The organism is Pseudaquabacterium pictum, from assembly GCF_005403045.1.
Classification (GTDB): Bacteria; Pseudomonadota; Gammaproteobacteria; order Burkholderiales; family Burkholderiaceae_C; genus Pseudaquabacterium; species Pseudaquabacterium pictum.
The window spans coordinates 1-21,893 of the sequence record NZ_BJCL01000032.1; the positions used below are offsets into that span (position 1 = coordinate 1).

The following is a 21,893-nucleotide window of genomic DNA, read 5'->3' on the forward strand; positions in this document are numbered from 1 at the left end:
CGGTGCCACCGGTCGTGCCGATGGTGTCCTTGCCGTCCAGGTAGCCAGCGGGTTGCGTCTCGGCCACGTTGTAGGTGCCCGGGCGCAGGTTGGTGAACTGGTAGAAACCGTTCGCGTCGGTCGTGGCAGTGGCCGTGACCGGGTTGCCCAGGTCGTCGGTGCCCGTCAGCTTGACCTCGACTCCGGCAATCGGCGCCTCGCTGTTGCGCACGCCGTCGTTGCCCGCGTCTTCGTACACGTAGCCGCTGAGCGCGGCCGGCGGCAGTTCACCGAAGTTGTTCTCAACGCTGTTCGCACCGGCGACCAGCGTGATGCCGCTCAGCAGGTCGTTGCCAGCGGTGCCGCCGGTCGTGCCGATGGTGTCCTTGCCGTCCAGGTAGCCAGCGGGTTGCGTCTCGGCCACGTTGTAGGTGCCCGGGCGCAGGTTGGTGAACTGGTAGAAACCGTTCGCGTCGGTCGTGGCGGTGGCCGTGACCGGGTTGCCCAGGTCGTCGGTGCCCGTCAGCTTGACCTCGACCCCGGCAATCGGCGCCTCGCTGTTGCGCACGCCGTCGTTGCCCGCGTCTTCGTACACGTAGCCGCTGATGGAAGCTGGACGCGGGAGCGGAGTCACGAGACCGGCGTCGATGGTCTGATTGGATTCTCCAGCGGCCAGCGTGACCACCTGGCTCAGCCCCGTCAGCGCGTTGGCATCGCTGTCGTTGGCATCGGTGGCATCGGCAGCACTGCTGTCCTGCACAGTGAAGTCGTAGGTCGGCGCAACGAACTTGACCTGGTAGCTGCCCGCCTTCAAACCCGCGAACTGGTAGTAGCCCTTCTCGACGGCAGCCGTGCTGTAGTCATCGCCCGTGATGGTGCTGGTGATGAAGTTGCCGCTACCGTCATAGAGTTCCACGACGACCCGGTCCACGCCAGACTCGCTGGCGTCCTGCACACCGTCACGGTCGATGTCTTCCCAGACAAAGTTGCCGAGCTTGGCGTTCTGCAATTGAACGATCAGCGGCTGAACGTTGCCGGCCGGATCAATGATCGTGGTGAAGAACGCATCCGTCGGCAGCACGCCGTTGCCACTGGCCACGGCATTCTGGGCGGAAGTGACGATCCGGTTGGCATCCGCGAGATCGAATGTCTCCCGGTTGTTCTCGTTCAGCTGCCGGATGTTCGTACTTCCAAAGATCACCGAGTCCGAGAAGCCAAGAATTTTCCAAATTGCGACCTGCACTTCGCCATCAATGTATTGACGGTCGTACTTGGCATCCGAAGTGAAGTTTTGCGCGAGCACCCAGTTGATCTGATCGACCTGCGCCTGGCTCAGCGAAGAAAAGCCGATCGGGACATAGGAATCGGTGGTGTTCCCGGCATAATTTTCAGCCGTGTAGTTCTGGGTCAGCGAAATCGCTGTCGTCGGGTTCAGGCAGTAGGCATCGTAGACGCCGTTGGGCAAATTCGGGTCGGTACTGTTGGACACCACCATGTCGAAATAGCTCGGCGCGCCCAGGTCTGGCTGCTGGCCAAAGGCCGTGCCTGCGCTGTTGGTCACCGAAGACGAAACTCGAATGGTGAAAGTGCTCATACGATACCTGCCTCAATATATTCAAGTGATACCCGAGCACGCACAGGCGACACCCGGACCACGACTTCGAGAACAAAACCTGCTGCTGGCAGCCAAACCCAGATCCGAGCCAGCATCCAACCACCTGGCGTGGTCAGGTCGGCGGAGGCGGATTCAAATCCGCGCCCTGCCGACGATCAAACGATTACTTCTTGCCCTTGCGCGCCACCAGCACCAGACCGGCGACAGCGATGCCGACCAGCGCCAGCGAACCGGGCTCAGGCACGACGGAGAAGTTGGCCAATGCAGCGCCGGTGGTGCCAGCAAAAACAGCAGCCACAGCGGTCATGAACTTGATGCTCGACTTCATAAGAACTCCTATCTGGATTTGGGGAAAGCTGACAACGCCGCTGAACGGATCACCGGCAGCTCACACATTCGCGTGAACAGTCAGTTTTAGCAATTCACATGCCACCCGTGACACTCGCTTACAGATCAAGCACTTGCGTTGCCACCTTGTGCAGCCGCGCTTCCGTGTGTAAAGAAACTCGACGGTAGCGCGTAGGGGCCTCTGGATCGAGTCGCACTCGGGCGCAACCCGCACACCCACAAAGAAGGCCGCAAGATCGCGACATATGCAACATCTTGAGCTGCACTTGACAAAAATTAAGCGCAATCGAGAAGTCCGCACGGCCTCCCGATCTGACAAAACTGTCAGGGCAGATCAGTGTCCATGAAACAGAACAAGGCGCGCCATCGGCCACCAATGGCCGGTGCGGCATTGATCACAGCCCAGCGCAAAACCTGGGCGCGGCCGGGCGGCCGCGCAGCGTCAGGCGAACGGGGTGAAAGCCCGCAACGTGCCGGTATCGACGACGCCTGGCGCGTCACCGAGCAGGTTCAATTCGGCCAATGCCGTCGGCCGCCGGTGATCCCGCCGCGCTGCCAGCTTGTCGCGGGCGGCCGGCGGCAGGTCGGTCATGTTGATCACATGCTTGTCCACCAGCACGTCGATCAGGTCTTCCAGCACGCGGATGAAATCGGCGTCCAGTTGCTGGAAGCCGTCGGTGTGCTGCTGCGCCATGAAGGCCAGCACCTGCGCATCGTTGTCGGCCAGCCACTCGGTGGCACCGCCCTCGGCCTGGCGGTGCAGGCTAAGCAGGGATCCCTGGGCATCACGACGAACGTATGGCATGGCGCGACTCTAGGCCGGACGGACCAGCCGCCATGCGCGCAAAAGCGCGGCTGGCAGACCACAAATCGTCCAAACAGGCCGATGCCGCGGCCCGCCGGTGATGCCGGCCGGTCTGCGCCTTCTAGAATCGGCGCATGTCGCTGCCCGTGCCGGTTCCCGGCCATGTCTCCTGCCCCACCTGCTGGGCCGCCGCCACCCGGCGGCAGACCACCCGCGACCGAATTTCGCGCTCGCCCGTCTGAGCGTCCCCGGCCAGGGCCTGCCCTGGCCTGCCCGCCGGGCGCCATGGCGCCCGACCCCACCGTGCCGACCGACGTGCACCCCCCGCGCGAGCCGACCCCATGACCGATTCCAAGACCCCCGCCAACGGCGCCACCGACTACCGCGCCACCTTGAACCTGCCCGACACCCCCTTCCCGATGCGGGGCGATCTGCCCAAGCGCGAGCCGGGCTGGGTCAAGCAGTGGGACGACGATGGCCTGTACCGCCAGTTGCGCGAAAGCCGCGCCGGCGCGCCACTGTTCATCCTGCATGACGGCCCGCCCTACGCCAACGGCCAGATCCACATGGGCCATGCCGTCAACAAGGTGTTGAAGGACATGATCGTGAAGGCACGGCAGCTCGCCGGATTCGACGCTCAATATGTGCCCGGCTGGGATTGCCACGGCCTGCCGATCGAGAACGCGATCGAGAAGAAGCACGGCCGCAATCTCGGCCGCGACGAGATGCAGGCCAAGAGCCGCGCCTATGCCACCGAACAGATCGCGCTGCAGAAGGCCGATTTCCAGCGCCTGGGCGTGCTGGGTGATTGGGGCCGGCCTTACCGCACGATGGATTTCGCCAACGAGGCCGGCGAGATCCGCGCTTTCAAGCGGGTGATCGAGCGCGGGTTTGTCTACCGCGGCCTGAAACCTGTGTACTGGTGTTTTGACTGCGGCAGCTCGCTGGCGGAATTCGAAATCGAATATGCCGACAAGAAGAGCCAGACGCTGGACGTGGCATTCGAATGTGCCGAGCCCGCCAAGCTGGCCGCCGCCTTCGGCCTGGAAACCCTGGCCAAACCCGCCTACGCGGTGATCTGGACCACCACCGCCTGGACCATCCCTGCCAACCAGGCGCTGAACCTGAACCCCGAGCTGGATTACGCCCTGGTCGACACCGAGCGCGGCCTGCTGATCCTTGCGGCCAGCCTCGTGGAGGCCTGCCTGCAGCGCTACGGCATCGCCGGCACGGTGCTGACCACCACGCTGGGCAAGCAGCTGGGCGGGCTGAACTTCCGTCATCCGCTGGCGGCGGTGCACCCGGGCTACGACCGGCTGAGCCCGGTCTACCTGGCCGACTACGCCACCGCCGACGACGGCACCGGCCTGGTCCACAGCTCGCCGGCCTACGGCCTGGACGACTTCAACAGCTGCGTGTCGCACGGCATGAAGATCGACGACATCCTGAACCCGGTGCAGGGCAACGGCAGCTATGCGCCGGATTTCCCGCTGTTCGGTGGCCTGAACATCTGGAAGGCGGTGCCGACCATCATCGACACCCTGCGCGATGCCGGGCGCCTGCTGGCCACGCAGACCATCACCCACAGCTACCCGCACTGCTGGCGCCACAAGACGCCGGTGATCTACCGCGCCGCGGCACAGTGGTTCGTGCGCATGGACGAGGGCGAGGGCGTGTTCACCAAGGACAAGGCGCCGCAGACCCTGCGGCAGATGGCGCTGGCCGCCATCGAGCAGACCGGCTTCTATCCGCAGAACGGCCAGGCGCGGCTGCGCGACATGATCGCCAACCGGCCCGACTGGTGCATCAGCCGCCAGCGCAGCTGGGGCGTGCCGGTGCCGTTCTTCCTGCACAAGGATTCGGGCGAGCTGCACCCGCGCACCATGGAGATCCTGGACCAGGCGGCAGACATTGTCGAGCAGGGCGGCATCGAGGCCTGGAGCCGGGTGACGGCCGAGCAGATCCTGGGTGCCGACGACGCGCCGCACTACACCAAGAGCAGCGACATCCTGGAGGTGTGGTTCGATTCGGGCAGCACCTTCATGCACGTGCTGCGCGGCACCCACGCCAACAACCACGGCAGCCTGGGCCACCACGACAGCGGCCCCGAGGCCGACCTGTACCTGGAAGGCCATGACCAACACCGCGGCTGGTTCCACAGCAGCCTGCTGCTGAGCTGCGCCATCCACGGCCAGGCGCCCTACCGCGGCCTGCTGACCCACGGCTTCACCGTGGACAGCCAGGGCCGCAAGATGAGCAAGAGCCTGAACAACGGCATCGAGCCGCAGGTGATCAACCAGAAGCTGGGCGCAGAGATCATCCGCCTGTGGGTGGCCGCCAGCGATTATTCCGGCGACATCGCCGGGGACGACAAGATCCTGGCCCGGGTGGTGGACGGCTACCGCCGCATCCGCAACACGCTGCGCTTCCTGCTGGCCAACGTCAGCGATTTCGACGTGGCCGCCGACAGCGTGGGGCCCGATGAGCTGCTGGAGGTGGACCGCTTCGCCCTGGCCCGCGCCAGCGAACTGCAGGACGAGATCCTGGCGCACTTCCAGGTCTATGAGTTCCACCCGGTGGTGGCCAAATTGCAGGTCTACTGCAGCGAAGACTTGGGCGCGTTCTACCTCGATGTGCTGAAGGACCGGCTCTACACCACCGCGCCCAAGAGCCTGGCGCGGCGCAGCGCGCAGACGGCGCTGTGGCACATCACCCAGGCCATGCTGCGCTGGATGGCGCCGTTCCTCAGCTTCACCGCCGAGGAAGCCTGGGCCGTGTTCGCCCCCGGCCGCGGCTCGATCTTCAAGCAGACCTACTGGCCGCTGGCCACGCCCGACGCGGCGCTGCTGGCCAAGTGGGCGGCCATCCGCCAGGTGCGCGAGGCGGTCAACAAGGCGATCGAGGACCTGCGCAGCGCCGGCGGCGTGGGCGCCTCGCTGCAGGCCAATGTGACAGTGACCGCGCCGCCCGAGACCCATGCGCTGCTGGCCAGCCTGGGCGACGACCTGAAGTTCGTCTTCATCACCTCGGCCGTCACGCTGCAGGCGGGTGCCGACGGCTCGGCCCTGGCGGTGGACGTGACCGCCGCCACCGCGCCCAAGTGCGAGCGCTGCTGGCACTACCGCGACGACGTCGGCAGCGACCCGGCCCACCCCACCATCTGCGGCCGCTGCGTCAGCAACCTGCATGGCGAGGGCGAGGTGCGGCACATCGCCTGAGGCCGCAATGCCCGGCGGTCGGCATCATCACCAAGGTGACGCTGGCCGCTGCGGGCCGTCCGTAGGATGGCCCGCACCATGTTCCAACGACTCCTGATCGCCAACCGCGGCGAAGTGGCGGTGCGCATCCTGCGCGCCGCGCAAGACCTCGGCATCGCCACCGTGGCGGTGTTCTCCCAGGACGATGCCGGTGCGCTGCACACCCGGCTGGCCGACCGGGCCGTGGCGCTGGCGGCCACCGGGCCCGCCGCCTACCTCGACATCGCCGCGCTGATCGCCGCGGCCCGCGCCACCGGCTGCGACGCAGTGCATCCGGGCTACGGCTTCTTGAGCGAGCGGGCCGATTTCGCCCAGGCCTGCGCCGACGCCGGGCTGGTGTTCATCGGCCCCACGCCGGCGCAGCTGGCGCTGTTCGGCGACAAGGCCAGCGCCCGTGCGCTGGCCGCCGAGCACGGCGTGCCGCTGCTGCCGGGCACGGGCGCCGCCTCGCTGGCCGAGGTGCAGGCGTTCTTCGCCGACCAGCGCAGCCGCAACCCAGCCTGCGGCGTGATGCTCAAGGCCGTGGCCGGCGGTGGCGGGCGCGGCATGCGTGCAGTCACCGATCCGGCCGATCTGCCTGAGGCCTACGCCCGCTGCAGCGCCGAAGCGCTGGCCGCCTTCGGCGTGGGCGCGGTCTATGCCGAGCGGCTGATCCCCCATGCCCGACACCTGGAGGTGCAGGTGCTGGGCGATGGCCGCCAGGTGATGGCCTTGGGCGAACGCGAATGCACGCTGCAGCGCCGCTTCCAGAAGCTGGTGGAAATCGCCCCCAGCCCCGGCCTGCACCCCGCCCTGCGCGACCAGCTAGTCAGCGCCGCGCTGCGCCTGGCCCAGGCCAGCAGCTACCGCGGGCTGGGCACCTTCGAGTTCCTGGTGGACGACCAGTCGCCCGACCTGCCGGTGGTTTTCATCGAGGCCAACCCGCGGCTGCAGGTGGAGCACACCGTCACCGAGGCGGTCACCGGCGTGGACCTGGTGGCTGCGCAGATCGCCGTGGCCGCCGGGCAGACGCTGGCTCAGCTGGGCCTGGACCCGGCGCACCCGCCCGCTGCGCACGGCGTGGCCATCCAGTGGCGCATCAATGCCGAGACGCTGGACGCTGCCGGCCAGGCACGGCCGTCATCGGGGTGCCTGACCCGCTGTGACCTGGCCCAGGGCCCGGGCGTGCGGGTCGACACCCATGCCTTCAACGGCCTGGCGCCGTCGCCGCACCACGACAGCCTGCTGGCCAAGTTGATCGTCCACCACGCTGGCAGCTACGCCCAGGCGCTGAGGCGCTCCCAGCGGGCGCTGGCGGAATGCCGGCTGGAGGGCCTGGCCACCAACCTGCCGCTGCTGCGCGCGCTGGCGGCCCATGACGACGTGGCCCACCACCGCATCCACACCCGCTGGCTGGAAGCCGCCTGGCCACAGCTGCAGGGCCAGCTGGCCGCCCACACCGATGCGGCGCCACATGCTGCGGCGGCCAACGCGACAACCACCCCAGCCGAAGCCACGGTGCCCGACGGCCAGATCGGCCTGCGCGCGCCGATGGCCGGCCGCCTGGTGCAGTTCAACGCCACGCCGGGCCAGACCCTGGCCGCCGGCAGCGAGGCCCTGGTGCTGGAGGCGATGAAGATGCAGCACGGCATCAGCGCCCCTGGTGCCGGCCAGGTGCTGCAGCTGTGCGTGGCTGCCGGTGACTTCGTCGCCGAAGGCCAGCTGCTGATGCTGCTGGCGCCGGTCGACCAGGCCGAGGCCGCTGCAGCCGATGCCCAGGCCCACGGCCCCGACCACATCCGCGCCGACCTGCAGCGGGTGCGTGACCGCGACGCCCTGCTGCAGGACGCCGCCCGCCCCGACGCGGTGGCCAAGCGCCATGCCCAGGGCGGCCGCACCGCGCGCGAGAACGTCGCCGATCTGCTGGACCCCGGCAGCTTCAGCGAGTACGGCGGCTACGCCATCGCCGCGCAGACCCGCCGCCGCACGCTCGACGACCTGGTCCGCAACACGCCGGCCGACGGCATGGTGACGGGCATCGGCACGGTGAACGCCGCGCACTTCGGCCCCGAGCGCAGCCGCACCGCGGTGATGGCCTACGACTACACCGTGCTGGCCGGCACCCAGGGCTGGCGCAACCACAAGAAGAAGGACCGGCTGCTGGGCGTGACGCACCAGTGGCGGCTGCCGATGGTGCTGTTCGCCGAAGGCGGCGGCGGCCGGCCGGGCGATGTGGACATGCCCATCGTGGCCGGGCTGGACAACCACACCTTCAGCCAGTTCGCCGCGCTCTCCGGCCATGTGCCGGTGGTGGGCGTGGTGCATGGCCGCTGCTTCGCCGGCAATGCCGCGCTGCTGGGCTGTGCCGACGTGATCATTAGCACCCGCAGCGCCAACATCGGCATGGGCGGGCCGGCCATGATCGAAGGCGGCGGGCTGGGCGTGTTCCGGCCCGAGGAGATCGGCCCTGCGGCCGAGCTGCATGCCAACGGCGTGGTGGATGTGCTGGTCGACGACGAAGCGGCCGCCGTGGCCGCCACCAAGCAGTACCTGGGCTATTTCCAGGGCCGCACCACCGACTGGCAGGCAGCCGACCCGCGCGCGCTGCGCCACCTGGTGCCCGAGAACCGCCTGCGCGTCTACGACATGCGCGCCGTCATCACCGCGCTGGCCGACACCGGCAGCGTGCTGGAACTGCGCCGCGGCTGGGGCCATGGCATGGTGACGGCGCTGGCCCGCATCGAAGGCCGGCCGGTGGGCATCTTCGCCAACAACCCGCACCACCTGGGCGGCGCCATCGACCCCGACGCCGCCGACAAGGGCGCGCGCTTCATGCAGCTGTGCAATGCGCATGGCATCCCGCTGCTGGGCCTGTGCGACACGCCGGGCTTCATGGTCGGCCCCGAGGTCGAGCGCCAGGCCCAGGTGCGCCATGCCTGCCGGCTGTTCGTCACCGCGGCGCACCTGCAGGTGCCGGTGTTCTGCGTCGTCATCCGCAAGGGCTACGGCCTGGGCGCGCAGGCGATGGCAGTGGGCGGCTTCGACGCGCCGGTGTTCACCGTCTCCTGGCCGACCGGTGAATTCGGTGGCATGGGGCTGGAAGGCGCGGTCAAGCTGGGCTACCGCAAGGAGCTGGAAGCCGCCGCCGCCGGGCCGGAGCGCGAGGCGCTGTACCAGAAGCTGGTGGCCCGGCAGTACGAGAACGGCTCGGCCATCAACATGGCCACCACGCTGGAGATCGATGCGGTGATTGACCCCGCCGACACCCGCGCCTGGCTGGTGCGCGGGCTGGACAGCACGGCGGCCGTGCGCGGCAGCGGTGCCGCGCTGGCGCCGACACGCTTCGTCGACGTGTGGTGAGCTGAGCGGCCGCCCGGCCTCGGCATCACCACCGATCGGGCCACCACCGGGGTGGCAGACTCGGGTGATGCCCTTGCCGATCCGCTCCAAGCGCCGCGTCTGGCCCCTGGCCCTGCTGACGCTGCTGTTGCTGGTGGCGGGCACGCTGGTGGTCGGCCTGTGGCTGGCCATCGAGCGTGCGCCGCGGGTGGATGCACCACGCACGGCGGTGTCGCTGGACGACGTGGCGCGGGCGCGCGACCTGCTGCGGCAGAACGATCCGCGCCGCGCCCTGCCCGGCATCATGCGGGCGGTGGTGCTGTCGCAACGGGATCTGGAGCTGCTGCTCCAGCAAGTGGGCCAGCGCCTCGGTGGCGCAGCGCAGACGGCCCGCGGCCGCGTGCGGCTGCAGCCCGGCCTGGCGGTGGTGGAGGCCAGCCTGCCACTGGCGGCCTGGCCCGGGGGCCTGTGGCTGAACCTGCGCGCGGTGCTGCGCGAGACCGACGGCCTGCCCACGGTGCAGGCCCTGCGCATCGGCCGGCTGCCGCTGCCGGGCTGGCTGGCCCAGGCCGCGTTGCCACGCCTGCTGGAGACGCTGAACCTGCGCACGCAGGGCGAGCTGGCACAGAAGATGGTCAGCCGCGTCGGCTTCCGGGCGCAGACGCTGGTGCTGGCCTACGCCTGGCCCGACAACGCCGAGCAGGTGCTGACCGCATCGCTGCTGACACCCGACATCCAGACCCGGCTGCGCCGGCATGCCGAGCACCTGGCCAACCAGCTGCAACCGCAAGCCGGCCGGCCCGTGCCGCGCCAGGGCCTGCCGGTCACGCCGCTGCTGGCATCGATGTTCCAGCTGGCGGCCCGCCACAGCCCGGATGCCGCCACCGCCGCACTGGAGAACCGGGCGGCGCTGGTGGCGCTGGCCTTCCTGGCCAGCGGCCAGCGCCTGCAACCCTGGCTGGGCACGCCGACCACGCCGGTGGCCCGGCCCCGCGGCCGCCCGACCGACCTGCTGCTGCAGGGCCGGCCCGATTTTCCGCAGCACCTGCTGATCTCGGCCGCGCTGGCGGCCGAGGGAGGCGGCCCGCTGGCCGATGCCATCGGCCTGTACAAGGAAGTGGCTGACGCCCGCCATGGCAGCGGCTTCAGCTTCCGCGACATCGCGGCCGACCGCGCCGGCACCCGGCTGGGCCTGCGCGCCCGGCATGACCCGCTGGGCTTCCAGGCCCGCATGGCCCAGGGCCTGACCGAGGCCGACCTGCTGCCCGATGTGGGCGACCTGCCGGAGTTCATGTCGGCCGACGAGTTCCAGCGCCGCTTCGGCGGCGTGGGCGCGCCGGCCTACCAGGCCATGCTGCGCGACATCGAGACGCGGCTGGACCGGCTGCCCTTGCTGGCACCGGTGCGCTGAGCCGCGCGGCAACTCAGCGGCTGAGGCCGCGCGCAGCCACAGGCCACAGCGCCTGCACCACGCCGCCGCGCACCACCACCAGCTGGTCATGCAGGTTCAGCGTGGGGTCGCAATGGCCCGGCACCAGCAGCAGCTGGCTGCCCAGCGGTGGCAGCGTGGCACCGGCGGCAGCGCCGTCGGCCAGGCGCACGATGCCGTGTTCGTCATTGGCGGCGGTGTAGGCCAGCGTGGTGCTGGGCGCGCCGTCCTGCCACACCGCCGGCAGGCCGGAATCCACCGCCAGCGATTTCAGGCCCGCATCCAGGATGCAGCGGCCGCCGCCGCCCACGCTCATCACCGTGCTGGCGATGAACAGGCTGTGCTCGAAGCGCAGCGCGGTGCCGGCCTCGTTGCGGCCGTAGTCGCCGTCCATGAAGACATGGCTGCCGGGCTGCAGCTCGGTGTAGACGCCGCTGGCCAGGTCGAACTCGACACTGCCACTGCCGCCGCCGGTCACCACCGGGCAGGCCACGCCGGCTGCCGCCAAGGCCGCCACCACCGCGGCAGTGCGCTCGGCGGCCCGCGCCGCGGCATCGCGCCGCTGGGCATGGCCGCGCACATGCTGCACGCCGCCCTGGTAGGCCTGCAGGCCGGCAAAGTGCAGCTGCGGGTGCGGCGCCAGCGCCTCCAGCAGGCGCAGCACCGCCGGCGCATCGGCCACGCCGCAGCGGCCCTGGCCGATGTCGATCTCGATGAAGATCCGCAGCGTGCTGCCCTCGGCAGCGGTGGCAGCGGCCAGATCGGCCACCTGCTGCGCATGGTCGACGCAAACGCTGAAGCGGCCGTGCCGCGCCATGCGGGCCAGCAGCGTGGCCTTGGCCGGGCCCACGGTCTGGTTGCTGATGTGGATGTCGGTGATGCCGGCCTGCAGGAAGGGCAGCGCCTCGCTCACCTTCTGGCAGCAGATGCCCACCGCGCCGCGCTGCACCTGGGCCAGCGCAATGGCGGGTGTCTTGTGCGCCTTGGCATGCGGACGCAGCGCCACGCCAGCCGCCGTGGCAGCGGCCTGCATCGCATCCAGGTTGCGCTCGAAGGCATCCAGGTCCAGCACCAGGGCGGGCGTGTCGATGGCGGTGAGCGCATCGCCCGGGCGGGCGGCTGGGGGCAGCGTGGGCAGATCGGCCATGGTCTAGACGATGTCCAGTTCGGGGTACTGGCGGAAGATGCCTTGCTGGTTGAACGGCAGGCGCCGCGGGCTGGCGAGGTAGGCCTTCAGCTTCGGCAAGGCCGCCACCCGCGCATGCAGCGCCAGCACGCCGGGCGTGCCTGCCAGCACCGCCTGCGTGGCGCGCGGAAAGGCGTAGCGCAGGCCCTCGACCAGCTGGAACAGCGACAGGTCGGCATAGCTCAGCTTGCCGCCCACCAGGTGCCGGGTGCCGGCCGGGTTGCGGGCGATGATGGCCTCGAACCAGCGCAGGTACTTGGGGAGCCGCTCGCGACAGAAGACGGCTGCGCGGCGCAGCGCCTCGGGCTGCTGGTCTTCGTAGTACAGGCTGCTGGCGATGGGGTGGTGGGTGTCATGCGCCTCGGTCACCATGTCGGCGATGGTCAGCTGGATCTGCTGGGTCCACACCCGCGCCGCGTCACTGCGGCCCACCAGCTTCAGCGTGGGGCCCAGGTGCTGCAGGATGGTGGCAGTCTGGCCGATCAGCAGCACGCCGTCCTTCAGGAACGGTGGCGCGAACGGCGGATGGGGTTGCTGGCGGTCAAGCAGGAGCTTCTGCATCGCAGGCAGGCCCTGGCCGGCGGCGTCGTCGCCGCGCGCCACGTCGACATACGCCGCACCGGCGGCTTCGAGTGCCAGGCGCACAAATTCGCCGCGGCCCTGGATGGTGGGCCAGTAGTGCAGTTCATAGGTCATGCGGGCGACTGTAGCGCCCAGGGACGCCGCGTAAGCTGCGGGCCCCATCACCACCGAAGAGGCATCCCATGGATCTCGAACTGAGCGGCAAGCGGGCGTTGGTCACCGGCGGCAGCCGGGGCATCGGCAAGGCCATCGCCCGGGTGCTGGCGCAAGAGGGTGCCAGCGTGGCGCTGCTGGCGCGCGATGCCGCCACGCTGCAGGCGGCCGCCGCCGAGCTGGCGGCCGAGACCGGCCGCAGCGTGCTGGGCGTGGTGGCCGACACCCGCGACGATGCCGCGGTGCAGGCGGCGGTGGCACAGGCCATGGCGGGCCTGGGCGGATCGATCGACATCCTGGTGAATGCCGCCGCCGAGCCGGCCGGCTATGCCGGCCCGCCCAAGCTGGGCGAGATCACCGGCGCCTTCTTCCAGGGCGAGCTCGACACCAAGGTGATGGGCTACATCCGCTGCAGCCAGGCGGTGGTGCCGGGCATGCGGGCGGCCAGCTGGGGCCGCATCGTGCACGTCAGCGGCCTGGCGGCACGCCAGACCGGCAACACCGTGGGCAGCATCCGCAACGTGGCCGTGGCCGCGCTGGCCAAGAACATGGCCGACGAGCTGGGCCCGGTGGGCATCCAGGTGACGGTGGTGCACCCCGGCATCACCCGAACCGAGCGCACTGCCCCGCTGGTGGCCGCCCGCGCCGCCGCCCAGGGCGTGGACCCGGCCGCGCTGGAAGCGCAGATGGCCGCCGGCAACTCCATCCAGCACCTGGTGGACGCCACCGAGGTGGCCTGGGTCGTGGCCTTCCTCTGTTCCCCCAAGTCCCGCGCCATCAACGGCGATGCGGTGTGTGTGGGTGGCGGTGCGCCGAAGGCGATCCACTACTGAAACAGGCTGTCCGATTAGGGCTCGAAGCGGAACTTGCCGGTTCGCCATCTTCAGCGCGAGGGTGAAGGCCTCGGTCGTGCCTGAGCGACGGGCCGGGAGGGCCTGCTTTGCGGAGGTGAAGGAGGAGTCCTATTCGCCGCTTGCGGCGTGTAGGACGGGGGACATGGAGCAAAGCAGGCCCTCCCGGCCCGGCGCGATCGCGCAGAACCCTAAGACCGCTACGAGCCCAAACGCGAAGCTCAACCAGCGACAGGCATCCAGCGCCGCAGGTGGGCAGCATGGGCACCGCGGCGGCCCTTGGCGTGCTTCAACTCGGCGCGTGCCACGGTGCGCAGATGCACCTCGTCAGGCCCGTCCAGGAAGCGCAGTGCCCGACCCCAGGCCCACAGCCGCGCCAAGGGCGTGTCGGGCGACAGGCTCATCGCGCCGAAGACCTGCATCGCACGGTCCAGCACCCGGGTCTGCAGGCGGCTGCTGACCAGCTTGATCGCCGACACATCGGTGCGCGCCGCCGCGCTGCCCGATTGGTCCAGCAACCACGCGGCATGCAGCACCAGCAGACGGGCCTGGTCGATCTCGACCCGGCTCTCGGCGATCCAGTCCTGCACATTGGCAAAGTCGCTCAGCCGGCCGCCGAAGGCGCGGCGCTCCAGCGCACGGTCGCACATCAGCGCCAGTGCCAATTCGCACTGGCCGATGCTGCGCATCGCATGGTGCACCCGCCCAGGGCCCAGCCGCGCCTGGGCCAGCGCGAAGCCAGCGCCCGGCTGGCCAAGCATGGCGTCGGCCGGCACCCGCACGTTGCGGAAGACCAGTTCGCAGTGGCCGTCCAGGCTCTGGTGGTCCATCACCGGGATGTTGCGCTCCACCGTGAGGCCGGGCGTGTCCATCGGCACCAGCAGCAGGCTGTGGCGGGCATGTTCGGGTGCGTTGTCGTCTTCGCTCACGCCCATCACCACCGCGAGCCTGCACAGCGGATGCGCGGCACCGGTGATGAACCACTTGCGGCCGCTCAGCACCCAACCGGCGTCCGGACCGTCGCCGTCGCGCTGGATGCGGGTGGTCAGCTGCGTGGGGTCGGACGATGCGGTGTCCGGCTCGCTCATCGCGAAGCAGCTGCGGATGCTGCCGGCCAGCAGTGGGTCCAGCCAGCGGCGGGCCTGGTCGGGCGTTGCGGCGATCTGCAGCAGCTCCATCGTGCCGCTGTCAGGTGCGTTGCAGTTGAAGACCTCGGCCGACCACGGCACCTGGCCCATGATCTCGGCCAGCGGCGCGTAGTCCAGGTTCGACAGCCGGGTGCCGGGCTGGTCGTCGCGCAGGCTGGGCAGGAACAGGTTCCACAGGCCCAGGGCCCGGGCCTGGGCCTTCAGGCTCTCGACCAGGTCCTCGGGGTAGATGCCGGCATCCGACCAGCGGTGCCAGTCCGGCAGTGAAGGCAGCACCAGATCGGCCATGAACTGGCGCAGCCGGGCCTGCAGCGCCAGCGATCGGGGGGAGTGGGCGAAGTCCATGCCACCGATTCTTCGGCGCCCGCCGGGGCCCGGCTTGTCGCTGGCGGGACGCGGGGCCGGGCGTCCTGCCGAGGGCTTGCGCCAGATCAAAACCGCCCGCCCCTGCGGCATCATCCGCGGCATGCACAGCCTCGCCACCTCCGTCCGCGCCCTCACCTTCGATGTCTTCGGCACCGTGGTCGACTGGCGCCGCAGCGTCATCGCCGAGGGCCAGGCGCTGGGCGCCCGCACCGGCCTGCAGGCCGACTGGGCCGCGCTGGCCGATGCCTGGCGCAAAGGCTATTTCGCGTCGATGGCCAAGGTGGCCCGCGGCGAGCTGGCCTGGGACACCATCGACGCCCTGCACCGCCAGGTGCTGGACCACCTGCTGCCGCGGTTCGGCCTGCAGTCACTGGGCGAGGCCGACCGGGCCCACTTCAACACCGTGTGGCACCGGCTGGCGCCCTGGCCCGACACCGTGGACGGTCTCACCCGGCTGAAGCAGCGGCTGACGATCACCACGCTGTCCAACGGCAACCTGTCCTTGCTGGTGGCCATGGCCAAGCATGGCGGCCTGCCCTGGGATGCGGTGCTGACGGCCGAGCTGTTCGGCCGCTTCAAGCCCGACCCGGCGGTGTACCTGGGCGCGGCCCGGCTGCTGGGCCTGGCGCCTGAACAGGTGCTGATGGTGGCGGCGCATCCGTTCGACCTGGTGGCTGCACAGAAGGTGGGCCTCAAGACCGCCTACATCCCCCGGCCCGAGGAGTACGGCCCCGGCGGCCCGATGGAGGCGGTGGGCGATGCGGTGTTCGACATCGTCGCCACCGATCTGGTCGACCTCGCCCGACAGCTGGGCGCTTGACCGGCCCGCGCAAGCCTGTCGGGGTATCTTGACACCCGCCGGTTCCAGTTGACGGCGGTCAACTGGACGTCAGCCAAGGCTGACAAGATGCGCGCATGGGTTCCGCCATGCAGACCATTCCCATCCACAGCGCCGAGCCGGCAGCCGGCTGCGGCGGTTGCCTGTCCGGCGCCGGCAACGGGCCGGTGTGCCGGTCGATGCTGGGCGAGGCTTGCGCGGCACCGGAGCTCACCGGCCCGGCCGATGCACTGGCGCGCCTGCTGCAGGCGCTGACGCCGCTGCTGGGCGCCCCCGAAACCAGCGGCCTGGTGCGCGCCCTGCACGTGCAGGACGGCGAGGTGGAATTGCGGTTGGCCGTGCGCGCCGACTGCGGTGGCGCGGCGCTGGCCGACAGCGCCTTCCAGGCGCTGCGCGGCCTGCTGCCCGACACCGACATCTACGTGCTGCCGGCGCGCTGAGCGCCAGGCGCATCAGCCGCGGGCGCTGCGCTGCGGCGCGGCGCACAGCTGCGTGGCAGCGCCCTTGGCGCTGGCCAGGGCGTCGGCATGCTGGGTGTCGGCCAGTGCGCCCATCGACATCACCATGCCCAGGGTGATCACGGCCGCCATGGCGAATGCCGCCAGTTGCTGCATCGGGGCGATGGTCTTGAGTGCGTGCATGGTGGTGGCTCCGGTTGGTTGGCGAGGTGCAATGCCTGCACTGTCGGCCTTCCTGCCCCGCCACACGAGCGGCTTGCGACGAACGGCAGGAACCCGCGGACCAACCGCGCGCCACGGCGCCCGAGCCGGGCCCGGCCTACATCACCGCGCCCAGCTGCCAGGGCACGAACTCGTTCTGCCCGTAGCCGTGCAGCTCGCTCTTGGTGGCCTGGCCGGATGCCGTGGCCAGCATCAGCTGGAAGATGCGCTCGCCCGCTTCGTCCACTGTCTCGTCGCCATCGACGATGCCGCCGCAGTTGATGTCCATGTCCTCCTGCTGCTTGCGCCACAGGGCGGTGTTGGTGGCCAGTTTCAGGCTGGGCGACGGCGCGCAACCGTAGGCCGAGCCGCGGCCGGTGGTGAAGCAGATCAGGTTGGCGCCGCTGGCCACCTGGCCGGTGGCCGAGACCGGGTCGTAGCCGGGTGAATCCATGTAGACGAAGCCGCGGGTGGTGATGCGCTCGGCGAACTCATAGACATCCTCCAGCCGGGTGGTGCCGCTCTTGGCGATGGCGCCCAGGCTCTTCTCCAGGATGGTGGTCAGCCCGCCGGCCTTGTTGCCGGCCGAGGGGTTGTTGTCCATCGTCATGCCGTTGCGGGCGGTGTAGGCCTCCCACCAGCGGATGCGGGCCAGCAGTTTGTCCGCCACGGCCGGGCTGGCGGCGCGGCGGGTCAGCAGGTGCTCGCCGCCGTAGATCTCGGGCGTCTCGCTGAGGATGGCGGTGCCGCCGTGGCGCACCAGCCGATCGACCGCCGCGCCGAGCGCCGGGTTGGCGCTGATGCCGGAATAGCCATCGGAACCGCCGCACTGCAGCCCGACAATGAGGTGGCTGGCCGGCACCGGCACCCGCTGCACCCGGTTGGCCTCGGGCAGCATGGCGCGGATCAGCTCGACGCCGCGGGCCACGGTGCGTGCCGTGCCGCCGGTGTCCTGGATGCTGAAGGCCTGCAGCTTGGCGCCTTCCTGCAGCCCTTCCTGGGCGATGAGGCCCTGGATCTGGTTGGTCTCGCAGCCCAGGCCCACCACCAGCACCGCGGCGAAGTTGGCATGGCGGGCGTAGCCACCCAGGGTGCGGCGCAGCACCCGCAGCTCCTCGCCGGCGCTGTCGGTGGCGCAGCCCATGCCGTGGGTCAGCGCCACCACGCCGTCGACGTTGGGAAAGTCGGCCAGCGCCTCCGGCCGGATGTCGCGGCGGAAATGGTCGGCAATCGCCCGCGCCGCGGTGGCCGAGCAGTTCACGCTGGTCAGCACGCCGATGTAGTTGCGCGTGGCCACGCGGCCATCCGGCCGCACGATGCCCATGAACGTGGCCGGCTCGGGCGCATGGGCGGTGGGCAGCGCCCCGGCACCCACCTCGTGCACCCGCGCCACGTTGGCGAAGGCCAGGTTGTGGCTGTGCACATGCTGGCCCGGCGCGATCGCCTGGGTGGCATGGCCGATCACCTGGTTGTAGCGGCGCACCACTTCGCCAGCGGCGATGGCCGCCGTGGCCAGCTTGTGACCCGGCGGCACCAGGCCGGCGACGGTGAGCCCGCCCTCGTCGGCCAGCACCGTGCCGCCCAGCAGTTGCCTGCGGGCGATGACGACGTTGTCGGCGGGGTGGATGCGGATGCTGGGCGGGGCGGCGTGGTCGGTCATCGGGGGCTCCTGGGTGCCCCCGTGCCGCTGCGCCGCAGCCGCCTACAGCTTGGCGGCCGCGCGCCGCTTGGCAGCGGTGGCGTCGAGCTGGTACTGCTCCTCGGCCTTGCGGCGCATGTCCAGCGCGGCATTGAGGGCGTCGGTGTAGCGCTCGGGGGAATAGGTGTTCTGGTTGGCGATGTAGACGCTGCGGCGCAGCGGCCGGCCGCCGTAGCGTGGCAGGTTGACCGAGAAGTGGCACTCGGGCACCGAGCGGCCCGGCCGCTGGCGCAGGATCGGGCCGCTGATGCCCACGGGCAGGTCGTTCTGCTTGTTGGGGCTGGTGCCACGCTGCAGGCCGGTGGGCGCGGGCAGCTCGGCGATGCGCTGGCGCAGCGCCTCGGTCGCCCGCTTGAGCGCCGGCCGCGGCCCGTTGCCGGGGCCCTGGCCGTCGCTGAAGAACAGCGTGGGCTGGCCGTAGCGCATCTGCCAGCCATGCGTGCTGTGGGTGTCGATGCGCTGGATGTGCTCGGGCACACGGATGCGCAAGCCGGTGTAGATGGTGACGGTACGTGTCTGCATGACCTGTTGGCCTTCGATGGGTTTCCCCCCCATGAAGCCGCCGGTGGCCATCCCCAGCGACGCAATCTTGTCGTGGGCACCATGACGCGTACCAAACCGGTTAGATGATCAGTTGTCGATCAAGGCCGGATCCCACGCGTGCACGGTCTGGTTCTGTTGTCCCAGGCCGCTGATGCCGAGGGTCATTTTATCGCCGGGCTTCAAAAAGACCGGCTGAGGTTTGTGACCCATTCCCACTCCTGGCGGAGTTCCTGTGGTGATCAGATCCCCCGGATACAGGGTCATGAAGCGGCTGATGTAGCTGACCAGTTGCGCAACGCCGAAGACCATGGTCTTGGTGCTGCCGTTCTGGAAGCGCTTGCCGTTGACCTCCAGCCACATCGGCAGGTCCTGCGGGTCGGGCACCTCGTCGGCGGTCACCAGCCAGGGGCCGATGGGGCCGAAGGTGTCGCAGCCCTTGCCCTTGTCCCAGGTGCCGCCGCGCTCGAGCTGGTACTCGCGTTCCGAGACATCGTTCACGACGCAGTAGCCGGCCACATGCTGCAGCGCATCGGCCTCCGACACATAGCGCGCCATGCGGCCGATCACCACGCCCAGCTCCACTTCCCAGTCGGTCTTGGTCGAGCCCTGCGGCAGCACCACCGGGTCATTGCAGCCGACCACGGTGCTGGTGTGCTTGGTGAACAGCACCGGCTCGGCCGGCACCGGCATGCCGGATTCGGCGGCGTGGTCGGCATAGTTCAGGCCGACGCAGATGAACTTGCCCATGCCGCTCCAGGGCGGTGCCATCCGGCCGGGGTTGGCCACCAGCGGCAGGGTGGCGGGGTCGATGGCGCGCAGCGGCGCCAGCCCTTCGGGTGTCAGCATGTCGGCGCGCAGGTCGGCGATCACGCCCGACAGGTCGCGCACCTGGCCCTGGGCATCCAGCATCGCGGGCTTCTCGTGGCCCTTGGGGCCGTGGCGCAGCAGTTTCATGGTGGTGTTCTCCGTGTGAAAGGTGTCAGTTGCTCCAGCCGCCGTCGATGACCTGCGCGGTGCCGGTGGTGAAGGCGCTCTCGTCACTGGCCAGGTACACGGCCAGGGCGGCGATCTCGCTGGTGCGGCCCAGGCGCCCCATCGGCTGGCGGGCGATGAACGCGGCCTCCACCTGCGCCAGCGTCTGGCCGCTGGCCTGGGCCTGGGCGGCGATGCGGTCGCGCAGCGAAGGCGATTCCACCGTGCCGGGGCAGATGGCATTGCAGCGCACGCCGCGGGTGATGAAGTCGGCGGCCACCGCCTTGGTCAGGCCGATCACCGCGGCCTTGGTGCTGCCGTAGACGAAGCGGTTGGGGGCGCCCTTGAGGCTGCCGGCCACGCTGGCCAGATTGATGATGCTGCCGCCATGGCCGCCGTTCTCCGCCAGCATGCCGGGCAGGAAGGCCTGGATGGTGCGGAACTGGCTGCGCACATTCAGGTTGAAGGCGAAGTCCCAGTCGGCCTCGGTGCAGTCGAGCACCGTGCCGGCATGCACATAACCGGCGGCATTGACCAGCACGTCGACCAGCCCGGCCTGGGCCGCGGCGGCGCGGATGGCCACGGCATCGGTGGCGTCCATCACCTGGGCGCGGCAGCCGGTGGCCTCGACCACGCCATGCAGCAGCGCGGCATTGATGTCGGTGGCGATGACGGTGGCGCCTTCGCGCACGAAGGCCTCGGCGATGGCCCGGCCGATGCCCTGGCCGGCGGCGGTGATGAAGGCGGTCTTGCCCTGGAGGCGTTGCGACATGGTGGCGGCTTTCGTGTGCGGTGCTGTGGGAATGGGGGCCGGGATCAGCCGCCGGATGGCAGCAGCCCGGCCAGGCGGTCATGCGACTGCTGCAGGTGGGCGTGCATCGCTGCCCGGGCGGCGGCGGGGTCGTGGCCGGCGATGGCATCGAGCACCGCCTGGTGCTCGTCCAGCGCGGCGCGCCAGGTGGGCAGGGTCTCGTAGTGCTGGCCCAACTGCTCGAACAGCGGCGTGTTGCGTTCGTCGTACAGCGCGGCCACGGTGCGCAGCAGCGGGCCGTTGTCGGCCGCCTCGGCGATGCGCAGGTGGAACTGGCGGTCGCCCTGCACCGGCGCGCTGCCGCGGGCGACATCGGCGCGCATCTGCGCCAGCGCCTGCTGCAGGCCGTCGACGGTGGCGGCGTCGGCCGCCTGCGCGGCCATGGCCGCCAGCTCGCACTCGATCACTTGTCGGGCGCGGATGACCTCGAACGGGCCGAACGGCGCATCCACCGGCGTGGCGCTGGGCGCGGTGTCGCTGGCGATGACGACAACCCCGGAACCCATGCGCACGGCCACCAGGCCTTCGACCTCCAGCGCGATCAGCGCTTCGCGCACCGAGGGCCGCGACACGCCCAGCTGCACGGCCAGATCCCGCTCGGCCGGCAGGCGGCTGCCGACCGGGAATTCACCGGCGCGGATCAGCCCACGCAGCTGGTCGGCGATTTGGCGGTAGAGGCGGCGGGGCGCCAGGGGGTGCAAGGGCATGGGCAGGTTGAACTGGCCAAGTGGTCTGACCAATTTCTGGAGTGTGGCGCAGCAGGCCACGGCGCACTGCGCGGGGAAACCCGCGGCCCGGCCGCCCACGCCGCCGGTCTACCAGCGGCAGCCCTTGTCGCGCACCGCGTCGGCCACCAGGGGCACCACCGCCAGCAGGCCCAGGCTGTTGTAGGCCTCGCGGCAGTCGGGCTGGCCGGCCTTCTGGATGTCGCGCGCCAGCTTCGACGGCTGCTCGGGCGGGTGCGGCAGCACCGGCAGCAGGCCGCGCGCGCCCTGCGCCGACACCGGCCCGCCGGGTGGGCGCCGCAGCCGCAGGTCCAGCTGGGCGGCGCTGGCCGGCAGCGATGGTGCGGTGGCCACGTCATGGCCGATGCGGGCGCCGGCATCGGGCGCACCCGCGGTGCGGCCGAGCAGATCCACCGAACCCGGCAATGGGCGCGACAGGGCGGTGCCGGCAGCGGCGGGTGTGGGTGCCGGTGCGGGTGCGGCGCTGGTGGCCGGGGCCGGGGCCGGGGCCGGGGCCGCCGTCGCCGTGGGCGCTGCGACTGGTGGATTGCCCGCCGCTGCTGTGGCTTGCGGCGTGGCGGCCGGCGGCTCGGCCTGCGGCGCTGGCAC

18 protein-coding genes and 1 pseudogene are annotated in these 21,893 nt (G+C 70.3%); 6 read left to right on the forward strand and 13 right to left on the reverse strand.

The window, feature by feature from the left end; all coding sequences use genetic code 11:
* The 3 genes from FFT10_RS27000 to FFT10_RS27010 form a co-directional block, all read right to left on the reverse strand.
* On the reverse strand, positions 1–1,573 hold a 1,573-nt coding region (locus FFT10_RS27000), incomplete at its 3' end, for an SdrD B-like domain-containing protein (RefSeq protein ID WP_162520947.1).
* Positions 1,574–1,757: 184 nt separating this feature from the next.
* Positions 1,758–1,922 carry a PEP-CTERM sorting domain-containing protein gene (locus FFT10_RS27005; RefSeq protein WP_137735995.1) on the reverse strand — a complete coding sequence of 55 codons (165 nt, stop codon included), beginning with the start codon at positions 1,920–1,922 and terminating at the stop codon, positions 1,758–1,760.
* A gap of 462 nt (positions 1,923–2,384) precedes the next feature.
* A complete protein-coding gene (locus FFT10_RS27010; protein ID WP_137735996.1) occupies positions 2,385–2,747 on the reverse strand; it encodes a hypothetical protein in 363 nt (120 codons plus the stop codon).
* Positions 2,748–3,088: 341 nt separating this feature from the next.
* Here FFT10_RS27010 and ileS point away from each other — a divergent pair, with 341 nt between their 5' ends.
* From ileS to FFT10_RS27025, 3 genes are all read left to right on the forward strand, one after another.
* Positions 3,089–5,965 (forward strand): isoleucine--tRNA ligase, encoded by a 2,877-nt coding sequence (gene ileS, locus FFT10_RS27015; protein ID WP_137735997.1) that lies wholly within the window; start codon positions 3,089–3,091, stop codon positions 5,963–5,965.
* Between the two features lie 78 nt (positions 5,966–6,043).
* Positions 6,044–9,343 (forward strand): acetyl-CoA carboxylase family protein, encoded by a 3,300-nt coding sequence (locus tag FFT10_RS27020; RefSeq protein ID WP_137735998.1) that lies wholly within the window; start codon positions 6,044–6,046, stop codon positions 9,341–9,343.
* A 67-nt stretch (positions 9,344–9,410) separates the two neighbouring features.
* On the forward strand, positions 9,411–10,733 hold the full coding sequence (locus FFT10_RS27025) for a hypothetical protein (protein ID WP_137735999.1): 1,323 nt from the start codon (positions 9,411–9,413) through the stop codon (positions 10,731–10,733).
* Between the two features lie 13 nt (positions 10,734–10,746).
* On the opposite strand, the gene FFT10_RS27030 is transcribed toward FFT10_RS27025, so the two are convergent.
* On the reverse strand, positions 10,747–11,898 hold the full coding sequence (locus tag FFT10_RS27030) for a DSD1 family PLP-dependent enzyme (protein WP_137736000.1): 1,152 nt from the start codon (positions 11,896–11,898) through the stop codon (positions 10,747–10,749).
* A 3-nt stretch (positions 11,899–11,901) separates the two neighbouring features.
* On the reverse strand, positions 11,902–12,633 hold the full coding sequence (locus FFT10_RS27035; protein ID WP_137736001.1) for a glutathione S-transferase: 732 nt from the start codon (positions 12,631–12,633) through the stop codon (positions 11,902–11,904).
* A 68-nt stretch (positions 12,634–12,701) separates the two neighbouring features.
* On the opposite strand from FFT10_RS27035, the gene FFT10_RS27040 reads away from it, so the two are divergent.
* A complete protein-coding gene (locus FFT10_RS27040) occupies positions 12,702–13,505 on the forward strand; it encodes an SDR family NAD(P)-dependent oxidoreductase (RefSeq protein ID WP_137736002.1) in 804 nt (267 codons plus the stop codon).
* Between the two features lie 239 nt (positions 13,506–13,744).
* On the opposite strand, the gene FFT10_RS27045 is transcribed toward FFT10_RS27040, so the two are convergent.
* Positions 13,745–15,016: an acyl-CoA dehydrogenase family protein gene (locus tag FFT10_RS27045; protein WP_137736003.1), complete on the reverse strand. Its 1,272-nt coding sequence runs from the start codon at positions 15,014–15,016 to the stop codon at positions 13,745–13,747.
* 121 nt (positions 15,017–15,137) lie between these two features.
* Here FFT10_RS27045 and FFT10_RS27050 point away from each other — a divergent pair, with 121 nt between their 5' ends.
* On the forward strand, positions 15,138–15,857 hold the full coding sequence (locus FFT10_RS27050; protein ID WP_137736004.1) for a haloacid dehalogenase type II: 720 nt from the start codon (positions 15,138–15,140) through the stop codon (positions 15,855–15,857).
* A gap of 107 nt (positions 15,858–15,964) precedes the next feature.
* A complete protein-coding gene (locus FFT10_RS27055) occupies positions 15,965–16,315 on the forward strand; it encodes a hypothetical protein (protein WP_137736005.1) in 351 nt (116 codons plus the stop codon).
* 12 nt (positions 16,316–16,327) lie between these two features.
* On the opposite strand, the gene FFT10_RS27060 is transcribed toward FFT10_RS27055, so the two are convergent.
* From FFT10_RS27060 to FFT10_RS28530, 7 genes and pseudogenes are all read right to left on the reverse strand, one after another.
* Positions 16,328–16,516 carry a hypothetical protein gene (locus FFT10_RS27060; protein WP_137736006.1) on the reverse strand — a complete coding sequence of 63 codons (189 nt, stop codon included), beginning with the start codon at positions 16,514–16,516 and terminating at the stop codon, positions 16,328–16,330.
* 136 nt (positions 16,517–16,652) lie between these two features.
* The gene (locus tag FFT10_RS27065; RefSeq protein ID WP_137736007.1) at positions 16,653–18,194 is read right to left on the reverse strand and encodes a UxaA family hydrolase; all 1,542 of its coding nucleotides are present in this window, start codon (positions 18,192–18,194) and stop codon (positions 16,653–16,655) included.
* A gap of 42 nt (positions 18,195–18,236) precedes the next feature.
* Positions 18,237–18,755, reverse strand: coding sequence for a hypothetical protein (locus FFT10_RS27070; protein WP_137736008.1), 519 nt, complete (start codon positions 18,753–18,755; stop codon positions 18,237–18,239).
* A 108-nt stretch (positions 18,756–18,863) separates the two neighbouring features.
* On the reverse strand, positions 18,864–19,730 hold the full coding sequence (locus FFT10_RS27075; RefSeq protein WP_137736009.1) for a fumarylacetoacetate hydrolase family protein: 867 nt from the start codon (positions 19,728–19,730) through the stop codon (positions 18,864–18,866).
* 25 nt (positions 19,731–19,755) lie between these two features.
* The gene (locus FFT10_RS27080) at positions 19,756–20,520 is read right to left on the reverse strand and encodes an SDR family oxidoreductase (protein WP_137736010.1); all 765 of its coding nucleotides are present in this window, start codon (positions 20,518–20,520) and stop codon (positions 19,756–19,758) included.
* Positions 20,521–20,564: 44 nt separating this feature from the next.
* The gene (locus tag FFT10_RS27085) at positions 20,565–21,266 is read right to left on the reverse strand and encodes a FadR/GntR family transcriptional regulator (RefSeq protein WP_137736011.1); all 702 of its coding nucleotides are present in this window, start codon (positions 21,264–21,266) and stop codon (positions 20,565–20,567) included.
* Positions 21,267–21,374: 108 nt separating this feature from the next.
* A pseudogene (locus FFT10_RS28530) lies at positions 21,375–21,893 on the reverse strand (hypothetical protein); the annotation flags it as partial.